Origin of the sequence: Streptomyces sp. NPDC088732 (assembly GCF_044751205.1) — a bacterium.
Classification (GTDB): Bacteria; Actinomycetota; Actinomycetes; order Streptomycetales; family Streptomycetaceae; genus Actinacidiphila.
The window spans coordinates 160,396-183,830 of sequence record NZ_JBIVLI010000013.1; the positions used below are offsets into that span (position 1 = coordinate 160,396).

Annotated in this window: 1 protein-coding gene; it reads left to right on the forward strand. The window is 72.1% G+C overall.

Annotated elements, in window-relative coordinates:
* The first annotated feature begins 54 nt into the window (after positions 1-54).
* Positions 55-23,148: a non-ribosomal peptide synthase/polyketide synthase gene (locus tag ACIP9H_RS22730; RefSeq protein WP_401960405.1), complete on the forward strand. Its 23,094-nt coding sequence runs from the start codon at positions 55-57 to the stop codon at positions 23,146-23,148.
* Positions 23,149-23,435: the final 287 nt, after the last annotated feature.

Sequence of the window (23,435 nt, forward strand, 5' to 3'; positions counted from 1 at the left end):
CGTCCCCACGCGGTTCCACCTGTTCAGTCCGTCATCTGTCGTAGAGAGCCCCCGATGATTCCTCTGTCCTTTGCTCAGCAGCGGTTGTGGTTCCTCGGCGAACTGCAAGGACCCAACGGGATGTACAACATCCCGATCACCCTGCGGCTTGCCGGTGACCTGAACCACGATGCCCTGCACGCGGCACTGGTGGACCTGATCGAGCGGCACGAGGCGCTGCGCACGCTGATCGCGACGGACGACGGCGTCCCCCAGCAGCGGATCCTCACGCCGGAGGACGCCGGGCTGCGCCTGCCGGTGATCGAGGTGACGGAGGACGAGATCGCCCGGGTGGTGGCAGAGGAGTCCGTGCGTCCCTTCGACCTCTCCCGCGAGATCCCCTTGCGGGCGTGCCTTCTCGCGGTGGCCCCGCGGGACCATGTGCTGGTCCTGGTGGCCCATCACATCGCCAACGACGGATGGTCCCTGGCGCCTTTGGCTCGGGACGTCTCCACGGCGTACACCGCCCGGGTCGGCGACCGGGCCCCCGACTGGGAGCCCCTGCCGGTCCAGTACGCCGACTACGCGCTCTGGCAGCGCGACCTCCTCGGCGGCGAGGACGACCCGGCTAGCTTCCTGAACGGGGAACTGGCGTACTGGCGGGAGGCCTTGGCCGATCTGCCGGAGGAACTGCCCCTGCCGTTCGACCGCCCGCGCCCGTCCGTGCCGAGCCACCGCGACGGCAGCGCGGCCCTCGACATCACGGCCGATCTGCACCGGCGGATCGCCGCCCTGGCCCGGGCCGAGGGCGTCACCCTGTTCGCGGTGCTCCATGCCGCGCTCGCCACGACGCTCTCCCGTCTCGGCGCCGGCACCGACATCCCCATCGGCACTCCGGTGGCCGGGCGTACCGAAGTCGATCTGAACGAGCTCATCGGCTTCTTCGTGAACACCCTGGTGATCCGGGGCGACCTGTCGGGACGCCCGTCGTTCCGTGACGTTCTGGCCCGGGTGCACGAGCGGAACCTGGACGCGCTCACCCATCAGGAACTGCCCTTCGAGCGGCTGGTGGAGGACCTCGCGCCCGCCCGGTCGCTGGCCCGCCAGCCGTTGTTCCAGGTCATGCTGGCGTTGCAGGACAACGTCGAACCGGCCCTCGCGCTGCCCGGCCTCGACGTCACCGTGCTCGCGAGCAGGGAGGCGCCGGCCAGGGCCGACCTCGCCGTCTCCATCAGGGAGACCTTCGGCCCGGGCGGTGTCCCGACCGGTCTCAGGGGCGGGATCGGCTACGCGGCGGACCTGTTCGACCACGGCACCGTGGAGTCGCTGGCCGAGCGGCTCGTCCGGGTGCTCGACGCGGTGACCGCCGACCCGGCGCGGCCCGTCGACGCCATCGACCTGCTCGGCAAGGACGAACGCCGGCAGGTCCTGGCCGACTGGAACGACACCGCGCACGAGGTCCCGGCGGCGACGCTGCCGGAACTGTTCGAGGCGCAGGTGGTCCGCACCCCCGACGCGACGGCGGTGGTGTTCGAGGACGTCGAGGTGTCGTACGCCGACCTCAACGCCCGCGCCAACCGGCTCGCCCGGCACCTGGCGGGCCACGGCGTCGGCCCGGAAAGCCTCGTCGGGGTGCATCTCGAACGCTCCGCCGATCTGGCCGCCACCCTCCTCGCGGTGGTGAAGGCCGGCGGCGCCTACCTCCCGATCGACCCCGACCACCCCGCCGACCGGGTCGCCCACCTGCTCTCCGACGCCCGGCCCGCCGTCGTCGTCACCACCGGCGCCCTCCACCCGCGTCTTCCCGACGGCGGGGAGGTGCGGCACCTCGTCCTGGACGACCCGGACACGGCGCTCGCCCTCGACGGCCTGTCCCCGGCCGACCTCGGCGACGGTGACCGCGGCGGTGTGCTGCTGCCCGCGCACCCGGCGTACGTGATCTACACCTCCGGCTCCACCGGACGGCCCAAGGGGGTCGCCGTACCGCACCAGGGCGTGGTCAACCGGCTGGAGTGGATGCAGCACCAGTACCCGATCGGGGCCTCGGACCGGGTGCTGCAGAAGACCCCGTTCGGATTCGACGTGTCCGTCTGGGAGTTCTTCTGGCCCCTCCTCCAGGGCGCCGTCCTGGTCGTGGCCCGCCCCGGCGGACACCGCGACCCCGGCTACCTGGCCGGCCTCGTCCGGGCGCGGCAGGTCACCGTGAGCCACTTCGTGCCCTCCATGCTGAAGGCCTTCCTCACCGAACCGTCGGCGGCCGACTGCACCACCCTGCGCGCGGTCCTGTGCAGCGGCGAGGCACTCACCCCCGAGCTGCGCGACCAGTTCCTCCGCACGCTCGACGCTCCGCTGCACAACCTCTACGGCCCCACCGAGGCGTCCATCGACGTCACGCACGCCTCGCACCTCACCGTCGACGACCCGACCGTCCCGATCGGCCGACCGGTGTGGAACACCCGCACCTACGTCCTCGACGCCTCCTTGCGGCCCGTTCCGCCCGGTGTCCCCGGCGAGCTCTACCTCGTCGGCGCCCAGCTCGCCCGCGGCTACCTCCGGCGCCCCGGCCTCACCGCGGAGCGCTTCGTCGCCAACCCGTACGGTCGGCCCGGCGAGCGGATGTACCGCACCGGCGACCTCGTGCGCTGGACCGCGGACGGACAGCTGGAGTACCTGGGCCGCACCGACGACCAGGTCAAGATCCGCGGCTTCCGCATCGAACTCGGCGAGGTCGAGGCCGCCTTGGCCGCCCACCCGGCCGTCGCCCAGGCCGCCGTCGTCGTCCGCGAGGACCAGCCCGGCGACAAGCGCCTCGTCGGCTACGTCGTCCCGAAGGCGGACGTCGACGGCGCCGGCGTCCGCGCCCACGTCGGCGGCTTGCTGCCCGACTACATGGTGCCCTCGGCCGTGGTCGTCCTGGACGCCCTCCCCGTCACGGTCAACGGCAAGTTGGACCGCAAGGCCCTGCCCACGCCCGAGTACACCTCCGGGCAGGCCGGCCGAGGGCCGCGCACCGCCCGCGAGGAGATCCTGTGCGACGCCTTCGCCGAGATCCTCGGCCGGCCGCACGTCGGGGTCGACGACAACTTCTTCGACCTCGGCGGCCACTCGCTGCTGGCGGTGACGCTGGTCGAGCGGCTGCGCGCCCGTGGCCTGTCGATCGACGTACGGTCCCTGTTCACCACGCCCACCGTGGCCGGTCTGGCGGCGACCACCGGCCGGACCGAGGTGGAGGTGCCCGCGAACCGCATCCCGGCCGGGGCGCAGGTGATCACGCCGGACATGCTTCCGCTGGTCGACCTGGACGCCGGGCACATCGCGGAGATCACCGCCCGCGTCCCCGGCGGCGCCGCGAATGTGGCGGACGTCTACCCGCTCGCCCCGCTGCAGGAGGGCATCCTCTTCCACCACCTCATGGGCGGCGGGACCGCGGACGAGGACGTGTACGTCCTGCCCACCGTTCTCCGCTTCGACTCCCGCGGCAGACTCGACGCGTTCGTGGCCGCCCTGCGGAAGGTGGTGGACCGGCACGAGAACTTGAGAACGGCCTTCCTGTGGGAAGGGCTGCCCGAACCGGTGCAGGTGGTGCTCCGGCGCGCCGAACTGCCGGTGGACGAAGTCGTGCTGACCGGCGACGCCGGTGCCGCGGCCGACGACCACGACCTGGTCGCCCGGCTGCTGGCCGCGTGCCCCGCGTCCATGACCGTCAGCAGCGCCCCCCTCATCCGTGTGCACGTGGCCGCGCAGCCGGGCGGCGAGCAGTGGCTCGCGCTGGTGCAGGTGCACCACCTGATCCAGGACCACACCGCGCTCGACGTCATTCTGGGCGAGGTGCACGCGTTCATCGAGGGGCGCGACGACGAACTGCCCGCGCCCGCGCCGTACCGCGACGTCGTCGCCCAGGCACGGGGCCAGGTGTCCCGGCAGGAGCACGAGGCGTACTTCGGCCGCCTGCTCGGCGACGTCACCGAGCCGACCGCCTCGTTCGGGCTGGTGGACGTCCACGGGGACGGCACGGGGGCCACCGAGTCCACCGCCCGGATGGACCCGCGGCTCGCAGGGCGGCTCCGTGAGCAGGCGCGGCGCCTCGGCGTGAGCCCGGCGACGTTGTTCCACGTCATCTGGGCCCGTGTGCTGGCCGCGACCTCGGGCCGCGACGACGTGGTCTTCGGGACCATCCTGTTCGGCCGGATGGGCACGGGCGCCGAACGGGTCGTGGGCCTGTTCATCAACACCCTCCCGGTCCGTGTCCGCACCGGCGGCGCGGGCGCTCGTGACGTCGTACGCGCCGTTCAGGCCCAGCTGGCCGAGTTGCTGCTGCACGAACACGCGCCGCTGGCGATGGCCCAGCGGACAAGCGGCATACGCGGGGACGCCCCGCTCTTCACCTCGCTCCTGAACTACCGCCACAGCAGGGCCGATTCCGAGCAGGCGCGTGCCGGGCTCCCGGGCGTGGACGTGCTGTTCATGCAGGAGCGGACGAACTACCCCGTCGGCATGATCGTCGACGACACGGGGGACGAGTTCGTGCTCACCGCCCAGGTCGTCGCGCCCGGGTCGCCCGATGTCCTGTGCGCCATGATGGAGACCGTCGGCGAAGGGGTGGTCGCAGCGCTGGAGGCGGCGCCGGACGCGCCGCTCGGCGACATCGATGTGCTGGGTACGGATGAGCGCCGGCGTGTCCTGGTGGAGTGGAACGGCACGGCGCGGGACGTGCGGGCGGTGACGCTGCCCGAGCTGTTCGAGGGGCAGGCCGCCCGTACGCCGGACGCGACCGCGGTCGTGTTCGAGGACGTCGAGGTGACCTACGCCGAACTCAACGCCCGCGCCAACCGGCTCGCCCGCCACCTCGCCGGACACGGCGTCGGACCCGAACGACTCGTCGCCGTCGCACTGCCCCGATCCGTCGACCTCGTCGTCGCCCTCCTGGCCGTGGCCAAGGCCGGGGGCGCCTACCTGCCCATCGACCCGGCCTACCCCGCCGACCGCATCGCCTACCTGCTCGCCGATGCCCGGCCCGCACTCGTCATCACCGACGAAGCAACGCACGGCAAGCTGCCCGCAGCCGACTCCGTACAACTGATGTTGGATGACGTCCAGTTGGGTCAGGCCCTGGCGGCCTTGCCCGACCACGACCTCACGGACGCCGAACGGCACAGTCCCCTGCTGACCGCGCACCCCGCCTACGTCATCTACACCTCCGGCTCCACCGGCCACCCCAAGGGCGTCACCGTCACCCACCACGGCCTGGCAAGCCTGATCACCGCCCAAACGGAAACCTTCGCCATCACACCCGCCAGCCGCATCCTCCAATTCGCCTCACCCAGCTTCGACGCCGCCATCGCCGAACTCACCGTCACCCTCGGCAACGGAGCCTGCCTCGTCCTCGCAGCCCAGGACGACCTCGTCCCCGGCCCGGCACTGACCCGTCTGGTCAACGGCCGGAACGTCACCCACGCCACCCTCCCGCCGGCCGTCCTCCCCCACCTCGATCCCCGCGAACTCCCCGACCTCACCACCCTCATCACCGCGGGCGAGGCCCTCCCCGCCCACCAGGTCGTCCCCTGGGCGTCCGGCCGCACCCTCATCAACGCCTATGGACCCACCGAAACCACGGTCTGCGCCACCATCGCCCGGCTGACCCCTCCGGCTGACGTCCACATCGGCGCTCCCATCACCAACACCCAAGTGTTCGTGCTGGACGCGTCGCTCCGCCCGGCACCGATCGGCGTGCCCGGAGAGCTCTATGTCTCCGGCGCCGGACTGGCCCGGGGATACGTCAACCGGCCCGAGCTGACCGCCGAACGCTTCGTCGCCAACCCGTACGGCACGCCCGGCGAGCGCATGTACCGCACAGGCGACCTCGCCCGCTGGAACACCGACGGGCAACTCGAATACCTCGGCCGCACCGACGACCAGGTCAAGATCCGCGGCTTCCGCATCGAACCCGGCGAGATCGAAGCCGCCTTGGCCTCGCACCCGTCCGTCACCCAGGCCGCCGTCATCATTCGTGAGGACCAGCCCGGCGACAAGCGCCTCGTCGGCTACGTCGTCACGCACACCGACGCGGACGGCACCGAGCTGCGCACCCACGTCGCCGCCAAGCTGCCCGACTACATGGTGCCCTCAGCCGTGGTCGTCCTCGACGCCCTCCCGCTGAGCGTGAACGGCAAGCTCGACCGCAAGGCCCTGCCCGCACCCGCGTACGCGACGGCCGAAGAGGGCCGGGAACCGCGAACCCCGCAGGAACAGCTCTTGTGCGAGATGTTCGCCGACGTCCTCGGCCTGCCGAAGGTCGGGGTGGACGACAACTTCTTCGCACTCGGCGGGCACTCGCTGCTGGCGACACGACTGGTCGGCCGGGTCCGCTCCGCCCTGGGGACGGAACTCCCGATCCGGGCCCTGTTCGAGACACCCACCGTCGCCGGGCTCGCCGGCCGTCTGGCCGATGTCGGGACGGCCCGCCGCAGGCTGACCGCCGGGGCGCGCCCCGAGGTCGTCCCGCTGTCGTTCGCCCAGCAGCGGCTGTGGTTCCTCAGCGAACTCGACGGCCCCTCCGGGCTGTACAACATCCCCGTCGCCCTCCGGCTCACCGGCGACCTCGACCGTGCGGCCCTTCGTGCCGCCGTGCACGACGTCGTCGCCCGGCACGAAGTCCTGCGCACCGTCTTCCCGAGCGTCGACGGCTCGCCCAGCCAGCGCGTCCTCGGCCACGATGCGATCGACCTCCAACTGCCCGTTATCGACCTGTCCGAGGGCGGGATCGCCCAGACCGTCAGCGCGGAAGCCGCCCGCGCCTTCGACCTCGCGCGCGACATCCCGTTGCGAGCGCGGCTGTTCGCGGTGACGCCGCGGGACCACGTCCTGGTGGTGGTCGTCCACCACATCGCCGGTGACGGGTGGTCACTGGCACCGCTGGCGCGGGACATCTCCACCGCGTACGCCGCCCGGGTCGAGAACCGGATCCCCGCCTGGGAGCCCCTGCCGGTCCAGTACGCCAACTACACGCTCTGGCAGCGCGACCTCCTCGGGGGCGAGGACGACCCCGCGAGCCCGCACAGCACGCAACTGGCCCACTGGCGTGAGGCCCTCGCCGGCCTGCCGGAGGAGCTGACCCTGCCCGTCGACCGCCCCCGGCCGCCGGTGGCGTCCCACCGCGGCGCCACGGCCGCCGTCCGCATCAACGCGGACCTGCACGGACGGCTGACCGCGCTGGCCCGCGCCGAGGGAGTCACCACGTTCATGGTGCTCAACGCCGCGCTGGCCACCCTCCTGAGCCGCCTCGGCGCGGGCACCGACATCCCGATCGGCACCCCCGTCGCCGGACGGACGGACGAGAGCCTGCACGACCTCGTCGGGTTCTTCGTCAACACCCTGGTGATCCGCACCGACCTGTCGCGCGACCCGTCCTTCCGAGAGCTGCTGCGGCGCGTCCGCGAGCAGAGTGTGGGCGCGCTCGCCCACCAGGACGTGCCGTTCGAACGGCTGGTGGAGGACCTCGCGCCCGCCCGGTCCATGGCCCGGCACCCCCTGTTCCAGGTCATGCTCGCCCTGCAGAACACCGCCGACCCGGCACTCGACCTGCCCGGCCTGGACAGCCGTCTGCTGGGCAACGGGGACCTGCCCGCCAAGTTCGACCTCGACCTCCAGCTCCGCGAGACCCACGCCGACGGCCGGCCCGCGGGCCTGTCCGGCACCCTCACCTACGCGGCCGACCTGTACGACCACGCCACCGTGGAGACGCTCGTCCGGCGGTTCGTCCGGGTGCTCGACGCCGTGACCACGGACCCGGCACTTCCGGTCACCCGCATCGACCTCCTCGGCGAAGCCGAACGCAAGCGGCTGCTCACCGAGTGGAACGACACCGGCCGCGAGACGCCGCACGCCACACTGGCGGAGTTGTTCGAGGCCCAGGTGGCCCGCCGGCAGGACGCCACGGCGGTCGAGTTCGACGGCGTCACGCTGTCCTACGCGGAGCTGAACGCGCGGGCGAACCGTCTGGCGCGGCTCCTGGTCTCCCGCGGCGTGCGGCCGCAGGACCGGGTGGCGGTGATGATGGACCGCTCGGCCGATCTGGTGGTCGCCCTGCTGGCGGCGGTCAAGGCGGGGGCGGCGTACGTGCCGGTCGACCCGGCCTATCCGGCGGACCGGATCGCCTTCATGCTGGCGGACGCCGAGCCGTCCCTGCTGGTCACTCAGCAGGCCCAGGTCCGTGCGGACATCCCCGGCGAGCACGTGGTGGTGGACGATCCCCCCACGGCCTCCGCGCTGGAGGAGCTCGGCGGGGAGGACCTGTCGGACGCGGAGCGCGGCGGGCGCCTGCTGTCCGCCCACCCGGCGTACGTGATCTACACCTCCGGTTCGACGGGGCGTCCCAAGGGGGTGCTCGTCGCGCAGCAGGCGGTCGTCCGTCTCGTCCGGCACGCGAACTACGTGGCGTTGGGCGCGGACGACGTCGTCGCCCAGGCGTCGTCGGTGTCGTTCGACGCGGCCACGTTCGAGATCTGGGGTGCGCTGGTCAACGGCGCGACGCTGGTGGGCGTCGACCGGGAGGTGCTGCTGGCGCCCGAACGGCTCACCGCGCAGATCGAACGCGACGGGATCACCGCGATGTTCGTCACCACCGCGCTCTTCAACCGCCTGGTGGCGGAGTCCCCGGAGGGGCTCGGCCGCCTGCGGCACCTGCTGTTCGGCGGCGAGGCGGTCGACCCCGCGAGCGTGCGGCGGCTGCTGGAACTCGGCGCCCCGAAGCGCCTGCTGCACGTGTACGGGCCGACGGAGACGACGACGTTCGCGACCTGGCAGCCGGTGGAGCGGGTCGAGGGCGGTTCCGTGCCGATCGGCGGACCGGTCTCCGGCAGCCGGCTGTACGTCCTGGACGGCGCCCTGCGGCCGGTACCGCCGGGCGTGGCCGGCGAGTTGTACGTGTCCGGGGCCGGCCTGGCCCAGGGATACGTCAACCGGCCGGAGCTGACCGCGGAGCGGTTCGTCGCCAACCCCTACGACGGGCCGGGCGAGCGGATGTACCGCACCGGCGACCTGGTCCGCTGGACCGCCGGCGGACAGCTCGAATACCTCGCCCGCACCGACCACCAGATCAAGATCCGCGGCTTCCGCATCGAACCCGCCGAGATCGAGACCGTCCTCACCTCCCACCCCGCCGTCGCCCACGCCGCCGTCGCCGTCCGCGAGGACCAGCCCGGCGACAAGCGCCTCGTCGGCTACGTCGTCCCTAAGACCGCTGTCGACGGCGGGGAGGTCCGGGAGTACATGTCCCGGCTGCTGCCCGACTACATGGTGCCCTCGGCCGTGGTGGTCCTGGACGCGCTCCCCCTCACGGTGAACGGCAAGCTGGACCGCAAGGCCCTGCCCGCCCCCGACCACACCGCCACGAGCCCGGGCCGGGAAGCCCGCACCCTCCAGGAACAGCTGCTCAGCCAGGCGTTCGCGGACGTCCTCGGCCTCCCGCACGTCGGAATCGACGACAACTTCTTCGACCTCGGCGGCCACTCCCTGCTGGCCACCCGGCTGGTCAGCCGCGTCCGCGCCGCCCTCGGTGCCGAGATCCCGATCCGGGCCCTGTTCGAGACCCCTACCGTGGCCGGACTCGCGCAGCGCGTGACGGACACCGGGACGGCGTGCCAGAGGCTGACCGCCGGGCCGCGCCCCGCGACGGTGCCGCTGTCCTTCGCCCAGCAGCGCCTGTGGTTCCTCGGCGAACTCGAAGGACCCTCCGGGCTCTACAACATCCCCATCGCCCTCCGCCTCACCGGCGGCCTCGACCGCGCCGCGCTCCGGGCCGCCCTCACCGACGTCGTCGCCCGGCACGAGGCGCTCCGTACCGTCTTCCGGAGCGTCGACGGCACGCCGGAGCAGCACATCCTCGGCCCGGACGGGATCGAACTCCCGCTGACCACGGCCGAGGTACCGGAAGGCGAGTTGGAGCGGGCGGTGGCCGAGGAGTCCCACCGCGCCTTCGACCTCGCCCGTGACATCCCGGTGCGGGCACGGCTGTTCGCGGTGGCGCCGCGGGACCACGTCCTGCTCCTGGTCCTGCACCACGTCGCCGGCGACGGCTGGTCGCTCGCCCCGCTGGCGCGCGACATCTCCACCGCGTACACGGCCCGCTCGGGCGGCCACGCCCCCACCTGGGAACCGCTCCCGGTCCAGTACGCCGACTACACCCTCTGGCAGCGCCGGCTCCTCGGTGACCCCGACGATCCCGAGAGCCTGCACAGCGCCCAACTCGCCTACTGGCGCGATGCACTGGCCGGTCTGCCGGAGGAGCTGGCCCTGCCCGGCGACCGCCCCCGGCCCCCCGTGGCCACCCACCGCGGCGGCACCGCGCACCTGCGCGTCGAGGCCGACCTGCACCGGCGGCTCGCCGCCCTGGCCCGTGCCGAGGGCGTCACCATGTTCATGGTGCTCAACGCCGCGCTGGCGACCCTGCTGTCCCGCCTCGGCGCGGGCACCGACATCCCGATCGGCACGTCGGTCGCCGGCCGCACCGACGAGAGCCTGGACGAGCTCGTCGGGTTCTTCGTGAACACCCTGGTGCTCCGTACCGACGTGTCGGGCGACCCGTCCTTCCGCGAGATGCTGCGCCGCGTCCGCGAGCAGAACCTGGGTGCCCTCGCCCGCCAGGACGTGCCGTTCGAGCGGCTGGTGGAAGACCTCGCCCCCGCCCGGTCCATGGCCCGCCACCCGCTGTTCCAGGTCATGCTGGGGCTGCAGAACACCGCCACGCCCGTCCTCGACCTGCCCGGGCTCGGCACCGCCCCGCTACCGGCCGGCGAGCAGCCGGCCAAGTTCGACCTCGACGTCCAGCTCCAGGAGACCTTCGCCCCCCACGGCGGGCCGAACGGCCTGACCGGCGTCATCACTTACGCGGCCGATCTGTTCGACCACAGCACGGTCGCCACGCTCGTCGAACGGCTCGTCCGGCTCCTCGACGCCGTGGCCGCCGACGCCGAGCGGCCCGTCACCGGCATCGACCTGCTCAGCGCGGCCGAGCGCCGCCAGGTCCTCGTGGAGTGGAACGACACGGCCCACGAAGTACCGGCGTCCTCGCTCCCGGAGCTGTTCCAGGCGCAGGTGGCCCGCACGCCGGACGCCACCGCCGTGGTGTTCGAGGACACGGAGGTGTCCTACGCCGACCTCAACGCGCGCGCCAACCGGCTCGCCCGCCTCCTGGCCGCACAGGGCGCCGGACCGGAACAGCTCGTCGCCCTGGCGCTCCCCCGCTCGACCCATCTCATCGTCGCGCTGCTCGCCGTACTGAAAACGGGCGCCGCCTACCTGCCCGTCGACCCCGACCACCCCGCCGACCGCATCGCCCACCTGCTCACCGACGCGCGGCCGGCGCTCCTGGTCACCACGGAGGCCGTCAACCCGCAGGGGAACGTGCCGCAGGTCGTCCTCGACGACCCGGACACCGCGGGCGTCCTCGACGGCCTGCCCGCCGGCGACCTCGACGACGGCGAACGGCACGGCCCGCTGCTGCCCGCGCACCCGGCGTACGTCATCTACACCTCCGGCTCCACAGGACGGCCGAAGGGCGTGACCATCACCCACCAGGGCGTGGTCAACTACATCGCCCGCACCTGGGACGCCTATCCGCACCTCGGCGGAAGCACCCTGCTGCACGCGTCCATCGCCTTCGACCTCGGCGTCACGGCCCTGTACGGCGCACTCACCAGCGGTGGACGCCTCCACATCGCCACCTGGGACGAGACGCTCCCCGCCACCCTCGCCGGCCACGAGATCACCTTCCTCAAGGCCACCCCCAGCCACCTGGCGTTCCTCCAGACCCTCCCCGGCGACTGGGCGCCCACCGGGCAGCTCATGCTCGGCGGGGAACCGCTGCGCACGGCGCAACTCCAGCAATGGCACCGGGACCACCCGGACGTGCCCGTCGTCAACCACTACGGACCGACGGAGACCACCGTCGGCTGCACCGACCACCCCGTCGACCTCGCCGCCGGCGACGCCGGCCGGGGGATCACGCCCATCGGCCGCCCCATGTGGAACACCCGGACCTACGTACTCGACACGGCCCTGCGGCCGGTTCCCCCCGGTGTCCCCGGCGAGCTGTACGTCGCCGGCGCCCAGCTCGCCCGCGGATACCTGCACCGCCCCGCGCTCACCGCCGAGCGCTTCGTCGCCAACCCCCACGGCACGCCCGGCGAGCGCATGTACCGCACCGGCGACCTCGCCCGCTGGAACACCGACGGCCGGCTCGAATACCTCGGCCGCGCCGACGACCAGGTCAAGATCCGCGGCTTCCGCATCGAGCCCGGCGAGATCGAGGCCGCCCTCACCTCCCATCCCGCCGTCGCCCAGGCCGCCTTGATCGTCCGTGAGGACCAGCCCGGGGACAAGCGCCTCGTCGGCTACGTCGTCGCGGAAACCGACCTGGACGCCGCCGAACTGCGCGCCCACGTCGCCGGAATGCTGCCCGACTACATGGTGCCGTCGGCGGTCGTGGTCCTGGACGCGCTGCCGCTCACCTCGAACGGCAAGCTCGACCGCCGCGCGCTCCCCGCACCCGCGTACGGGACGACCGAGGAGAGCCGGGAGCCGCGGACCCTCCAGGAGCAGCTGCTGTGCCAGGTGTTCGCGGGCATCCTCGGCCTGCCGCACGTCGGGGTGGACGACAACTTCTTCGCATTCGGCGGCCATTCGCTGCTCGCCGTACGGCTGGTCAGCCGCATCCGCACGGTTCTCGGGGTCGAGGTCCCCATCCGGGCCCTGTTCGAGAGCCCCACGGTCGCCGGGCTCGCGGCTAGGCTGGGCGACGCGGGCGAGGCACGGCCCCGGATCACACCCAGGCCGCGGCCGGACGTCCTCCCGCCGTCCTTCGCCCAGACCCGGCTGTGGTTCCTGCGTCAACTGGAGGGCGAAAACGCCAACTACAACATCCCGGTGGTCCTGCGCCTGACGGGCGCCCTGGACGCCGAGGCGATGCGTGACGCCCTGCGCGACGTCCTCGTACGGCACGAAGTGCTGCGGACCGTGTTCCCGGCCCCCGACGGCACACCGCGGCAGTCGGTCCTCGCGCCGGAATCCTTGGCCTTCGACATGCCGCTCGTCGACATCGCCGAGGAGGACCTTCGGGACCGTATCGAGCGGGTCTCGCGCTCCGCGTTCGAGCTGCGCACCGACATCCCGCTGCGCGCCCGGCTCTTCAGGCTGCGCCCGCAGGAGCACGTGCTGGTGATCGTGGTGCACCACATCGCCGCCGACGCCTGGTCGTTGGGCCCCCTGGCGAGGGACGTGTCGGCCGCCTACGCCGCCCGTTCGGCAGGCCACGTTCCCGCCTGGGCACCGCTGCCCGTGCAGTACGCCGACTACACCCTCTGGCAGCGCGACCTCCTCGGTGCCCCCGACGACCCCGCGAGCCTGCACAGCGCCCAACTGGCCCACTGGCGGGAGAGACTGGCGGGGCTGCCGGAAGAACTCGCCCTGCCCGTCGACCGCCCCCGGCCCCGTACGGCCACCTACCGGGGCGGCACCGCCGCCCTGCACATCGACGCCGCCCTGCACCAGCGGATGACCGCCCTGGCCCAGGCCGAGGGCGTCACCATGTTCATGGTGCTCAACGCCGCGCTGGCGACCCTGTTCTCCCGCCTCGGCGCGGGCACCGACATCCCCATCGGCACCCCCGTCGCCGGACGCACCGACGAGAACCTCGACCAGCTCGTCGGCTTCTTCATCAACACCCTCGTCGTCCGCACCGACCTGTCCGGCGACCCCGGCTTCCGCGACGTGCTCCACCGCGTCCGCGACGAGAGCCTGGGCGCCCTCGCCCACCAGGACCTGCCGTTCGAACGCCTGGTGGAGGACCTCGCCCCCGCGCGGTCCACGGGCCGGCACCCGCTCTTCCAGACGATGCTCGTGCTGCAGAACGTCGCACCGGCCACGCTCGACGTGCCCGGCCTGGACATCGAGAGGATCGAGGTCGGCGACAACCCCGTCTTCGACCTGTCCTTCGTCGTCGCGGAGGCCTTCGACACCGGGGGCGATGCGGCCGGTGTGAACGGAATCGTCACCTACGCCGCGGATCTCTTCGACCAGGCGACCGTCGACGTGCTCGTCGCACGACTCGTCCAGGTGCTGGAAGCGGCAACGGCCGATCCGGACCTTCCTGTTGACCACCTCGATGTGCTGGGTGCGGATGAGCGCCGGCGTGTCCTGGTGGAGTGGAACGACACGGCGCGGGACGTGCGGGCGGTGACGCTGCCCGAGCTTTTCGAGGGGCAGGCCGCCCGTACGCCGGACGCGACCGCGGTCGTGTTCGAGGACGTCGAGGTGACCTACGCCGAACTCAACGCCCGCGCCAACCGGCTCGCCCGCCACCTCGCCGGACACGGCGTCGGACCCGAACGACTCGTCGCCGTGGCACTGCCGCGATCCGTCGACCTCGTCGTCGCCCTCCTGGCCGTGACCAAGGCCGGTGGCGCCTACCTGCCCATCGACCCCGCCTACCCCGCCGACCGCATCACCTACCTGCTCGGCGATGCCCGGCCCGCACTCGTCATCAGCAGCGAAACCACCCAGGACAAGCTGCCCGCAGCCGACGCCACGCACCTTTCCCTGGACTCCCGGTTGGGTCAGACCCTGGCGGCCCTGCCCGACCACGACCTCACGGACACCGAACGACACGGTCCCCTGCTGACCGCGCACCCCGCCTACGTCATCTACACCTCCGGCTCCACCGGCCGCCCCAAGGGCGTCACCGTCACCCACCACGGCCTGGCAAGCCTGATCACCGCCCAAACGGAAACCTTCGCCATCACACCCGCCAGCCGCATCCTCCAATTCGCCTCACCCAGCTTCGACGCCGCCATCGCCGAACTCACCGTCACCCTCGGCAGCGGAGCCTGCCTCGTCCTCGCAGCCCAGGACCACCTGGTGGACGAGCGGGCGCTGACCCGCCTCCTCGCCGCCGCCAAGGTGACGCACGTGACCCTGCCGCCCGTCATGCTGGCGGGGCTCGCGGCGGACAGCCTGCCCACGGTGACGACCTTGGTGACCGCCGGCGAGGCGCTGCGGCCGGACCTGGTCGGCCGGTGGACGGCTGGGCGGCGCCTCGTCAACGCGTACGGTCCGACGGAGTCCACCGTCTGCACAACGATGGCGGTGCTGGCCGACGACAGCGCGGTCCCGTACATCGGACAACCGATCGCCAACACCCGGGTGTTCGTGCTCGACGCGGCCCTTCGGCCGGTGCCGGCCGGCGTGGCCGGAGAGCTGTACGTGTCCGGGGCCGGCCTGGCCCGGGGATACCTCGACCGGCCGGGCCTGACCGCGGAACGCTTCGTCGCCAACCCCTACGGCGGTGCGGGCGAGCGGATGTACCGCACCGGGGACCTGGTCCGGTGGACCGCCGACGGGCAGCTCGAATACCTGGGCCGTACCGACGACCAGGTCAAGATCCGCGGCTTCCGCATCGAACTCGGCGAGATCGAGGCCGCCTTGGCCGCCCACCCGTCCGTCGCCCAGGCGGCGGTGGTCGTGCGCGAGGACCAGCCCGGCGACAAACGCCTCGTCGGCTACATCGTCCCGACCACCAACACCGACAACACCGAACTGCGCGCCCACGTCGCCAGCATGCTGCCCGACTACATGGTGCCCGCGGCGATCGTCGCACTCGACGCCCTCCCGCTCACCGCGAACCGCAAACTCGACCGCAAAGCCCTCCCCGCCCCCGACTACACCACCACGGCCACCAGCCGAGGCCCGGCCAACGCCCAGGAAGAAATCCTGTGCGCCCTGGCCGCCGAGACACTCGGCCTGCCAACCGTCGGAATCGACGACAACTTCTTCGAACTCGGCGGCCACTCCCTCCTCGCCACCCGCCTGATCAGCCGCATCCGATCAACATTCGCCGTCGAGGTCCCCATCCGGACCCTGTTCGAGGCACCCACCCTCCGCGAACTCGCACACCGCCTCACGGCCACCAGCCCGTCACGGCCTGCCTTGGTCCCGGCACAGCGACCGGACCTCCTGCCGCTGTCCTTCGCCCAGCAGCGCCTGTGGTTCCTGAACGAACTCGAAGGCCCCTCCCCCACCTACAACATCCCCATGGCCCTGCGGCTGACCGGCGCACTCGACACCGACGCCCTGCACGCCGCACTCCGTGACGTCGTGGCCCGGCACGAAGTCCTCCGCACCGTGATCACCACCGTCGACGGCCGGCCCCACCAGCGGATCACTCCCGCCGACGCGGTCGGTGACCTGCTCAGCGTCACCCCGGTGACGGAGGACGCTCTGCGAGCGTGGGTGAGCGAGGCCGCCAGGCACCGGTTCGACCTGGCCACCGACATCCCCGTGCGCATGTCGCTGGCCGAGATCGGTCCCGATGAGCATGTGCTGGTCGTGGTGCTCCACCACATCGCGGGCGACGGATGGTCCCTGGGCCCGCTGGCACACGACGTGTCGACCGCCTACACCGCCCGCACCACCGGCACCGCACCCACCTGGGAGCCCCTGCCCGTCCAGTACGCCGACTACGCCCTCTGGCAGCGCGAACTCCTCGGCGACGCGTCCGATCCCAGCAGCCTCCTGACCGAGCAACTCACCCACTGGCACAACGCCCTCCACGGAGCCCCCGAAGAACTGGCACTGCCCACCGACCGGCCCCGGCCCCCCATGGCCTCCCACCGCGGCGCCACCGTCGACCTCCACATCGACGCCGACATCCACCAAGCCGTCGTGGACCTGGCGCGCGCACACGGCGTGACCGTCTTCATGGTCGTCCAAGCGGCACTGGCCACCCTCCTGCACCGCCTCGGCGCCGGCGACGACATCCCCATCGGCACCCCCATCGCCGGACGCACCGACCAGGCACTCGACGACCTCGTCGGATTCTTCGTCAACACCCTCGTCCTGCGCACCGACCTGTCCGGCAACCCCGACTTCACCCAACTCCTCGAACGCGTCCGTGAGCACGCACTCCACGCCTACGCACACCAGGACGTGCCCTTCGAACGCCTCGTGGAAGAGCTCTCGCCCACCCGGTCGATGGCCCGCCACCCCCTGTTCCAGGTCATGCTCACCCTCCAGAACAACACGCAAGCCACGCTGGACCTGCCCGGCCTGGCCATCGAGGCCCTGCCCACCGGCGACAGCCCCGCCAAGTTCGACCTCGACCTCCAGCTCAACGAACACCTCACCGACGACAGCAAGCCCGCCGGCCTCCACGGCGCGATCACCTACGCCACCGACCTGTTCGACCACCACACCGCCGCCGCCCTCGCCGAACGCTTGACCCGGGTCCTGCACACCGTCACCGCGCATCCGTCAATGCCGGTCAACCGCACGGAGGTCATGGACGCCGCCGAGCGGGACCGGATCCTGGTCCGATGGAACGACACCGCCCGCGACGTTCCGCTCGCGACGCTTCCCGAGCTGTTCCAGTCGCAGGTCGCCCGTACCCCGGACGCGACCGCGGTGGTGTTCGAGGACACCGCACTGTCCTTCGCGGAACTCAACACCCGGGCCAACCGACTTGCCCGCCTGCTCGTCGACCGCGGCGTGCGGCCTGAGGACATCGTCGCTCTGGCACTGCCACGGTCGATCGACCTCGTTGTCGCCATCCTGGCGGTGATGAAGGCCGGGGGCGCCTACCTGCCGATCGATCCGCGCTATCCCGCGGACCGGATCGCCCACATGCTCACCGACGCCCGACCGGCGGTTCTCGTCACCGGTCAGGCAACGGAGGCCGAACTGCCGCCCACCGACGTCGTGCAGCTGTCGCTGGAGGACGCGCAGCTGCGGGAAGACCTGGCGGCCCGACCCGGCCACGATGTGACCGACGCCGAACGCCACGGCCCGCTGCTGCTCGGCCACCCCGCCTACGTCATCTACACCTCCGGCTCGACCGGCACTCCCAAGGGCGTCCTGGTCACCCACCGAGGGGTGCCGAACCTGGCCGCCGACCACATCGAACGCCTCCGGATCGGCCCGGACAGCCGGCTGCTCCAGTTCGCCTCGCCCAGCTTCGACGCCTCCGTGGCCGACATGTGGCCGGCGTGGCTGGCGGGTGCGGCCGTGGTGCTGGCTTCGGCGGACGACATGTCCCCCGGCGCGCCGCTGGCGCAGCTGGTCGCCCGCCAGCGCGTCACCCACGCGACCCTGCCGCCCGCGACACTGCCGCTGCTCGCCTCCGCGGGCGGTCTCCCGGAGGGGATGACGCTGGTGGTCGCCGGTGACGTGTGCCCGCCGGAGACCGCGGAGCGGTGGTCCCGCGACCGGCTCATGCTGAACATCTACGGGCCGACGGAAGCGACGGTCGCCTCGCTGGCCAGCACCCCCCTGTCCGGCGCCGGCGTTCCCCCCATCGGCGCGCCCCTGTGGAACATGCGCGCATACGTGCTGGACTCCGCTCTGCGACCGGTACCCCCCGGCGTCGCGGGCGAGTTGTACCTGGCGGGCGTGCAGTTGGCCCGGGGATACGTCAACCGGCCCGCGCTGACAGCGGAGCGGTTCGTCGCCAACCCGTACGGCACGCCGGGCGAGCGGATGTACCGCACCGGCGACCTGGCCCGCTGGAGCACCGACGGGCAACTCGAATACCTCGGCCGCACCGACCACCAGGTCAAGATCCGCGGCTTCCGCATCGAACCCGGCGAGGTCGAGGCAGCCTTGGCCGCCCACCCGTCCGTCACCCAAGCGGCAGTGGTGGTGCGCGAGGACCAGCCCGGCGACAAGCGCCTCGTCGGCTACGTCGTCACGGGTACCGACACGGACGGCGCCGAACTGCGCGCCCACGTCGCCGGCAAGCTGCCCGACTACATGGTGCCCTCGGCCGTGGTCGTCCTCGACGCCCTCCCGCTCACCGCGAACCGCAAACTGGACCGCAAGGCCCTCCCCGCCCCCGACTACGGTGCCGGTTCCACCGGCCGGGCCCCGGCCAACGCCCAGGAGGAGATCCTGTGCGCGGTGTTCGCCGACGTGCTCAACCTGCCCCGGGTCGGGGTCGACGACAACTTCTTCGAACTCGGCGGGCACTCCCTCCTCGCGGTGACACTGGTGGAGCGGGCTCGCGAGCGGGGCATCGCCGTGGATGTCCGCTCGCTGTTCGTCAGCCCGACGGTGGCGGCACTGGCCGCGGCCGTGAAACCGACGGCCGGGCAGGTGACCGTCCCGCCGAACGGCATCCCCGAGGGCGCCACGGCGATCACGCCGGAGATGGTGACGCTGATCGACCTCACCGCTGAGGAGATCGACCGGATCGCCGCCGCCGTTCCGGGAGGGGCAGCCAACGTCGCGGACATCTACCCGCTGGCCCCGCTGCAGGAGGGCATCTTCTTCCACTCGCTGATGGAGAGCGACAACGACAGCGACCCCTACGTCCTGCCGATCGCGCTGCGCTTCGACTCCCGGGCACGGGTGGACGCGTTCCTCGGCGCGGTGCAGCGGGTCGTCGACCGGCACGACATCCTGCGCACCTCCTTCGCCTGGGAGGGGCTGCGCGAGCCGGTCCAGGTGGTGGCGCGCCGGGCGACGCTCACCGTGCGCGAGGTGGACCTCGCGGCGGAGACGGACCATGACGGCCCGGACACGGCGGAACGGCTCCTCGCAGCTTGCCCGCCGAGCATGGACCTCTCGCGGGGCCCGTTGCTGCGCGCCCATGCGGCCCGGCAGCCGGGCGGGGACCACTGGACGGTGGTCCTCCAGGTCCATCACCTGATCCAGGACCACACCGCGCTGGACGTGGTCATGGGTGAGGTGGCCGCCTTCCTCGACGGGCGGCAGGACAGCCTGCCCGAGCCGCTGCCGTTCCGTGAGTTCGTCGGGCAGGCCAGGCTCGGAGTGTCGGCCCGGGAGCACGAGGCCTTCTTCGCGGCGCTGCTCGGCGACGTGAGCGAGCCGACCGCTCCGTACGGCCTGCTGGACGTGTTCGGGGACGGCCGTGACGTGACCGAGGCGCGGACGCCAATGGACGCGGGCCTCGCGGTGCGGCTGCGGGAGCAGGCGCGGAGCCTGGGTGTCAGCCCGGCGACGCTGTTCCACGTCGCCTGGGCGCGCGTCGTGGCGGCCACTTCCGGGCGTGACGACGTGGTGTTCGGCACCGTGCTGTTCGGCCGGATGAACGCCGGGGCCGGCTCGGACCGGGTGCCGGGACTGTTCATGAACACCCTTCCCGTCCGGATGGACGCAAGTGCCGGGGGTGTGCTGGAGGCAGTGCGGGGGATGCAGCGGCAGCTCGCGGAGCTGCTGGTGCACGAGCACGCCCCGCTGGCGGTGGCGCAGCAGGCCAGCAACGTGCCCGCCCAGACGCCGCTGTTCACCTCGCTCTTCAACTACCGCCACAGCGAGGCTGCCGCCGCCGGCGCCGGGCTTGACGGTGTCGCTCTGCTCCAGGCGCGCGAGCGCACCAACTTCCCCGTCGCCGTCAGCATCGACGACACCGGTGAGGGCTTCGTCGTGAAGGCGCAGGCCGTGTCCCTGATCGATCCGGGCGCCCTTGCCGCGATGGTGACCACGGCCGCCGAGGCCATCGTGACGGCACTGGAGACGGCACCGTCGACCGCGCTCGACCAGGTCGGGGTGCTGGAAACCGGCGAGCGGAAGCGGATCCTGGCCGACTGGAACGACACCGCGCGTGCCGTTCCTCCGGCGACGCTTCCCGAGCTGTTCCAGGCGCAGGCGGCCCGCACGCCGGTCGCGGCCGCGGTGGTCTTCGAGGACACCACGCTGTCCTACGCGGACCTCAACGCCCGGGCGAACCGGCTGGCACGACTGCTGACGGCGCATGGCGCGGGCCCGGAGCAGCGGGTCGCGGTGATGATGGACCGCTCGCCGGACCTCGTCGTCACGCTGCTCGCCGTCCTCAAGTCCGGCGCCGCGTACGTACCGATCGACCCCGAGTACCCGGCGGAACGCGTGGCCTACGTGCTGGGCGACGCCGCGCCGACCCTGGTGGTGACGACCCGCCAGTTCCAGGGCGCACTGCCCGAGGGCGCGGCACGGGTGGTGCTGGACGACCCCGCGACCGATCTGACGACGCAGGCCGACACCGACCCCGACCAGATGCCGCTGCCGGCCCACCCCGCCTACGTCATCTACACCTCAGGCTCCACTGGACGACCCAAGGGCGTCACCCTCCCCCACGCAGGCGTCGTCAACCGACTCGCCTGGATGCAGCACGCCTACCAACTCACCCCCAGCGACCGCGTCGTACAGAAGACCCCGTTCGGCTTCGACGTGTCCGTGTGGGAGTTCTTCTGGCCCCTCCTGGAAGGCGCCACCCTCGTCGTCGCCCGCCCCGGCGGCCACCGCGACCCCGACTACCTCGCCGAACTCATCCAGCGCCAGCACGTCACCATCGCCCACTTCGTCCCCTCCATGCTCCAGGTCTTCGTCGCCGAACCCGCGGCCCGCGAGTGCACATCTCTGCGCGCCGTGGTCTGCAGCGGCGAGGCGTTGGCAGCGTCGTTGCGCGACCAGTTCCACGCCGTGCTGCCGATCCCGCTGCACAATCTCTACGGGCCGACCGAAGCGTCCATCGACGTCACCGCCCACACCTGCGAACCCCACACGACCAGCGTCGTACCGATCGGCCGCCCCATCTGGAACACCCAGACCTACATCCTGAACGCCGCACTCCAACCCGTACCCCCCGGCGTCGCAGGAGAGCTGTATCTCGCAGGCAGCCAACTCGCCCGCGGCTACCTCAACCGACCCGCACTCACCGCCGAACGCTTCGTCGCCAACCCCCACAGCAGCACACCCGGCGCACGCATGTACCGCACCGGCGACCTCGCCCGCTGGAACACCAACGGAGAGCTCGAATACCTCGGCCGCACCGACCACCAAGTCAAAATCCGCGGCTTCCGCATCGAACTCGGCGAAATCGAAGCCGCGCTCCTCACCCACCCCGCCATCGCCCACGCCACCGTCATCGTCCGCGAGGACCAACCCGGCGACCAACGCCTCACCGCCTACCTCGTGCCGACGAGCGGCACGGACGGCGATGTGGACACCGCGGAGGTCCGCGCCGGCCTGTCAGCCGTACTGCCGGACTACATGGTCCCCTCCGCCATCGTCGTCCTGGACGAACTGCCGGTCACGGTGAACGGCAAGCTCGACCGCACCGCGCTTCCGGCCCCGGAGCACTCCACCGGGCACACGACCTGGCAACCGCGCACTACCGAAGAACACCTGCTCCGCGAGATATTCGCCGACGTCCTCGGCCTTCCCGCGGTCGGCGTGGACGACAACTTCTTCGAACTCGGTGGGCACTCACTGCTCGCCGTGCGGCTGTTGGGTGAGATCCGCAACGCCACCGGCATCCAGCTGTCCCTCGTGAGCGTGTTCCAGAACCCGACCGTGGCGGGCCTGGCGTCGCTGCTCGGCGCTGGCACCGAGGAGGACCTCTTCCAGCCGGTGGTCGCGCTGCGCGGGCACGGCGACCGGCCGCCGCTGTTCTGCCTGCCGCCCGCCAGTGGTTTCGGCCTGCCCTACGTGGGTCTGGTGCGGCACCTGGACGCCGACCGGCCCGTGTACGGACTGCAGGCTCCGGGCGTCACCCGGGCGGAGTCGGCCCCGTCCGACCTCGACGCGCTGGTCACCTGGTACGTCGACCACATCACGGGCGTCCAGCCGAGCGGCCCGTACCACCTGCTCGGCTGGTCCATGGGCGGCAACCTCGCGCACGCCGTCGCGGTACGGCTCCAGCAGGCCGGGCAGGAGGTGGCCCTGCTGGCCATGATGGACGCCTACCCGCCGGACGCCGACGCCGTCCATGAAGAGGCCGACGACCACACCGTCCTGGTCCAGCTCCTGCGTGCCCTGGGACGCCCGGTGGACACCGCGGACCACCCGCTCACCGTGCCCGGGACGCTGAGGATCATCAAGGAAGAGATCGCCGACCTGGAGGAGTTGACCGAGGACCACGTCCGCGGGGTTGTCCAGAACACCCGCGACAACTGGCGGATGGTCCGGCAGACGACGCCGGGACACTTCGCCGGCGACATCGTCCACTTCCCGGCGACCGGGACCGGCTACCCCCAGGAAGAGGTCCTCCAGCGGTGGGCGCCGCACTTCACCGGGCGCCTGCACATCCATCCCGTCGCCGCCGCGCACAACGACATGACCAAGCCCGAGCCCCTGCGTCAGGTGGGGACCGTGCTGGCCGCCGCCTTGGCGAGGCATCCGCAGTGAACGTCGTGGCCCACGCGCGATCTCGCGCGTGGGCCCCACGCGTCACGCGGCGTGCCCATCGAAGGCACCGATCGAATGCGGATCACGGCGTCGATTCCACCGCACCTGTGCCTTGGGCAGTCACTGCACGGGCACACCGTCGCGGGCGATGGTGTGCGACATCTTCGGAAGGTCGCGCAGCAAGCGCGGTGAGCGTCACGGCCAGCGGACTCCGCTGCTGCCGTCGGACACCGTCCTGATCGTCGAACGGCCCTCCGGGGTGGTCAAAGGTGGGACGAGGGGGGCTC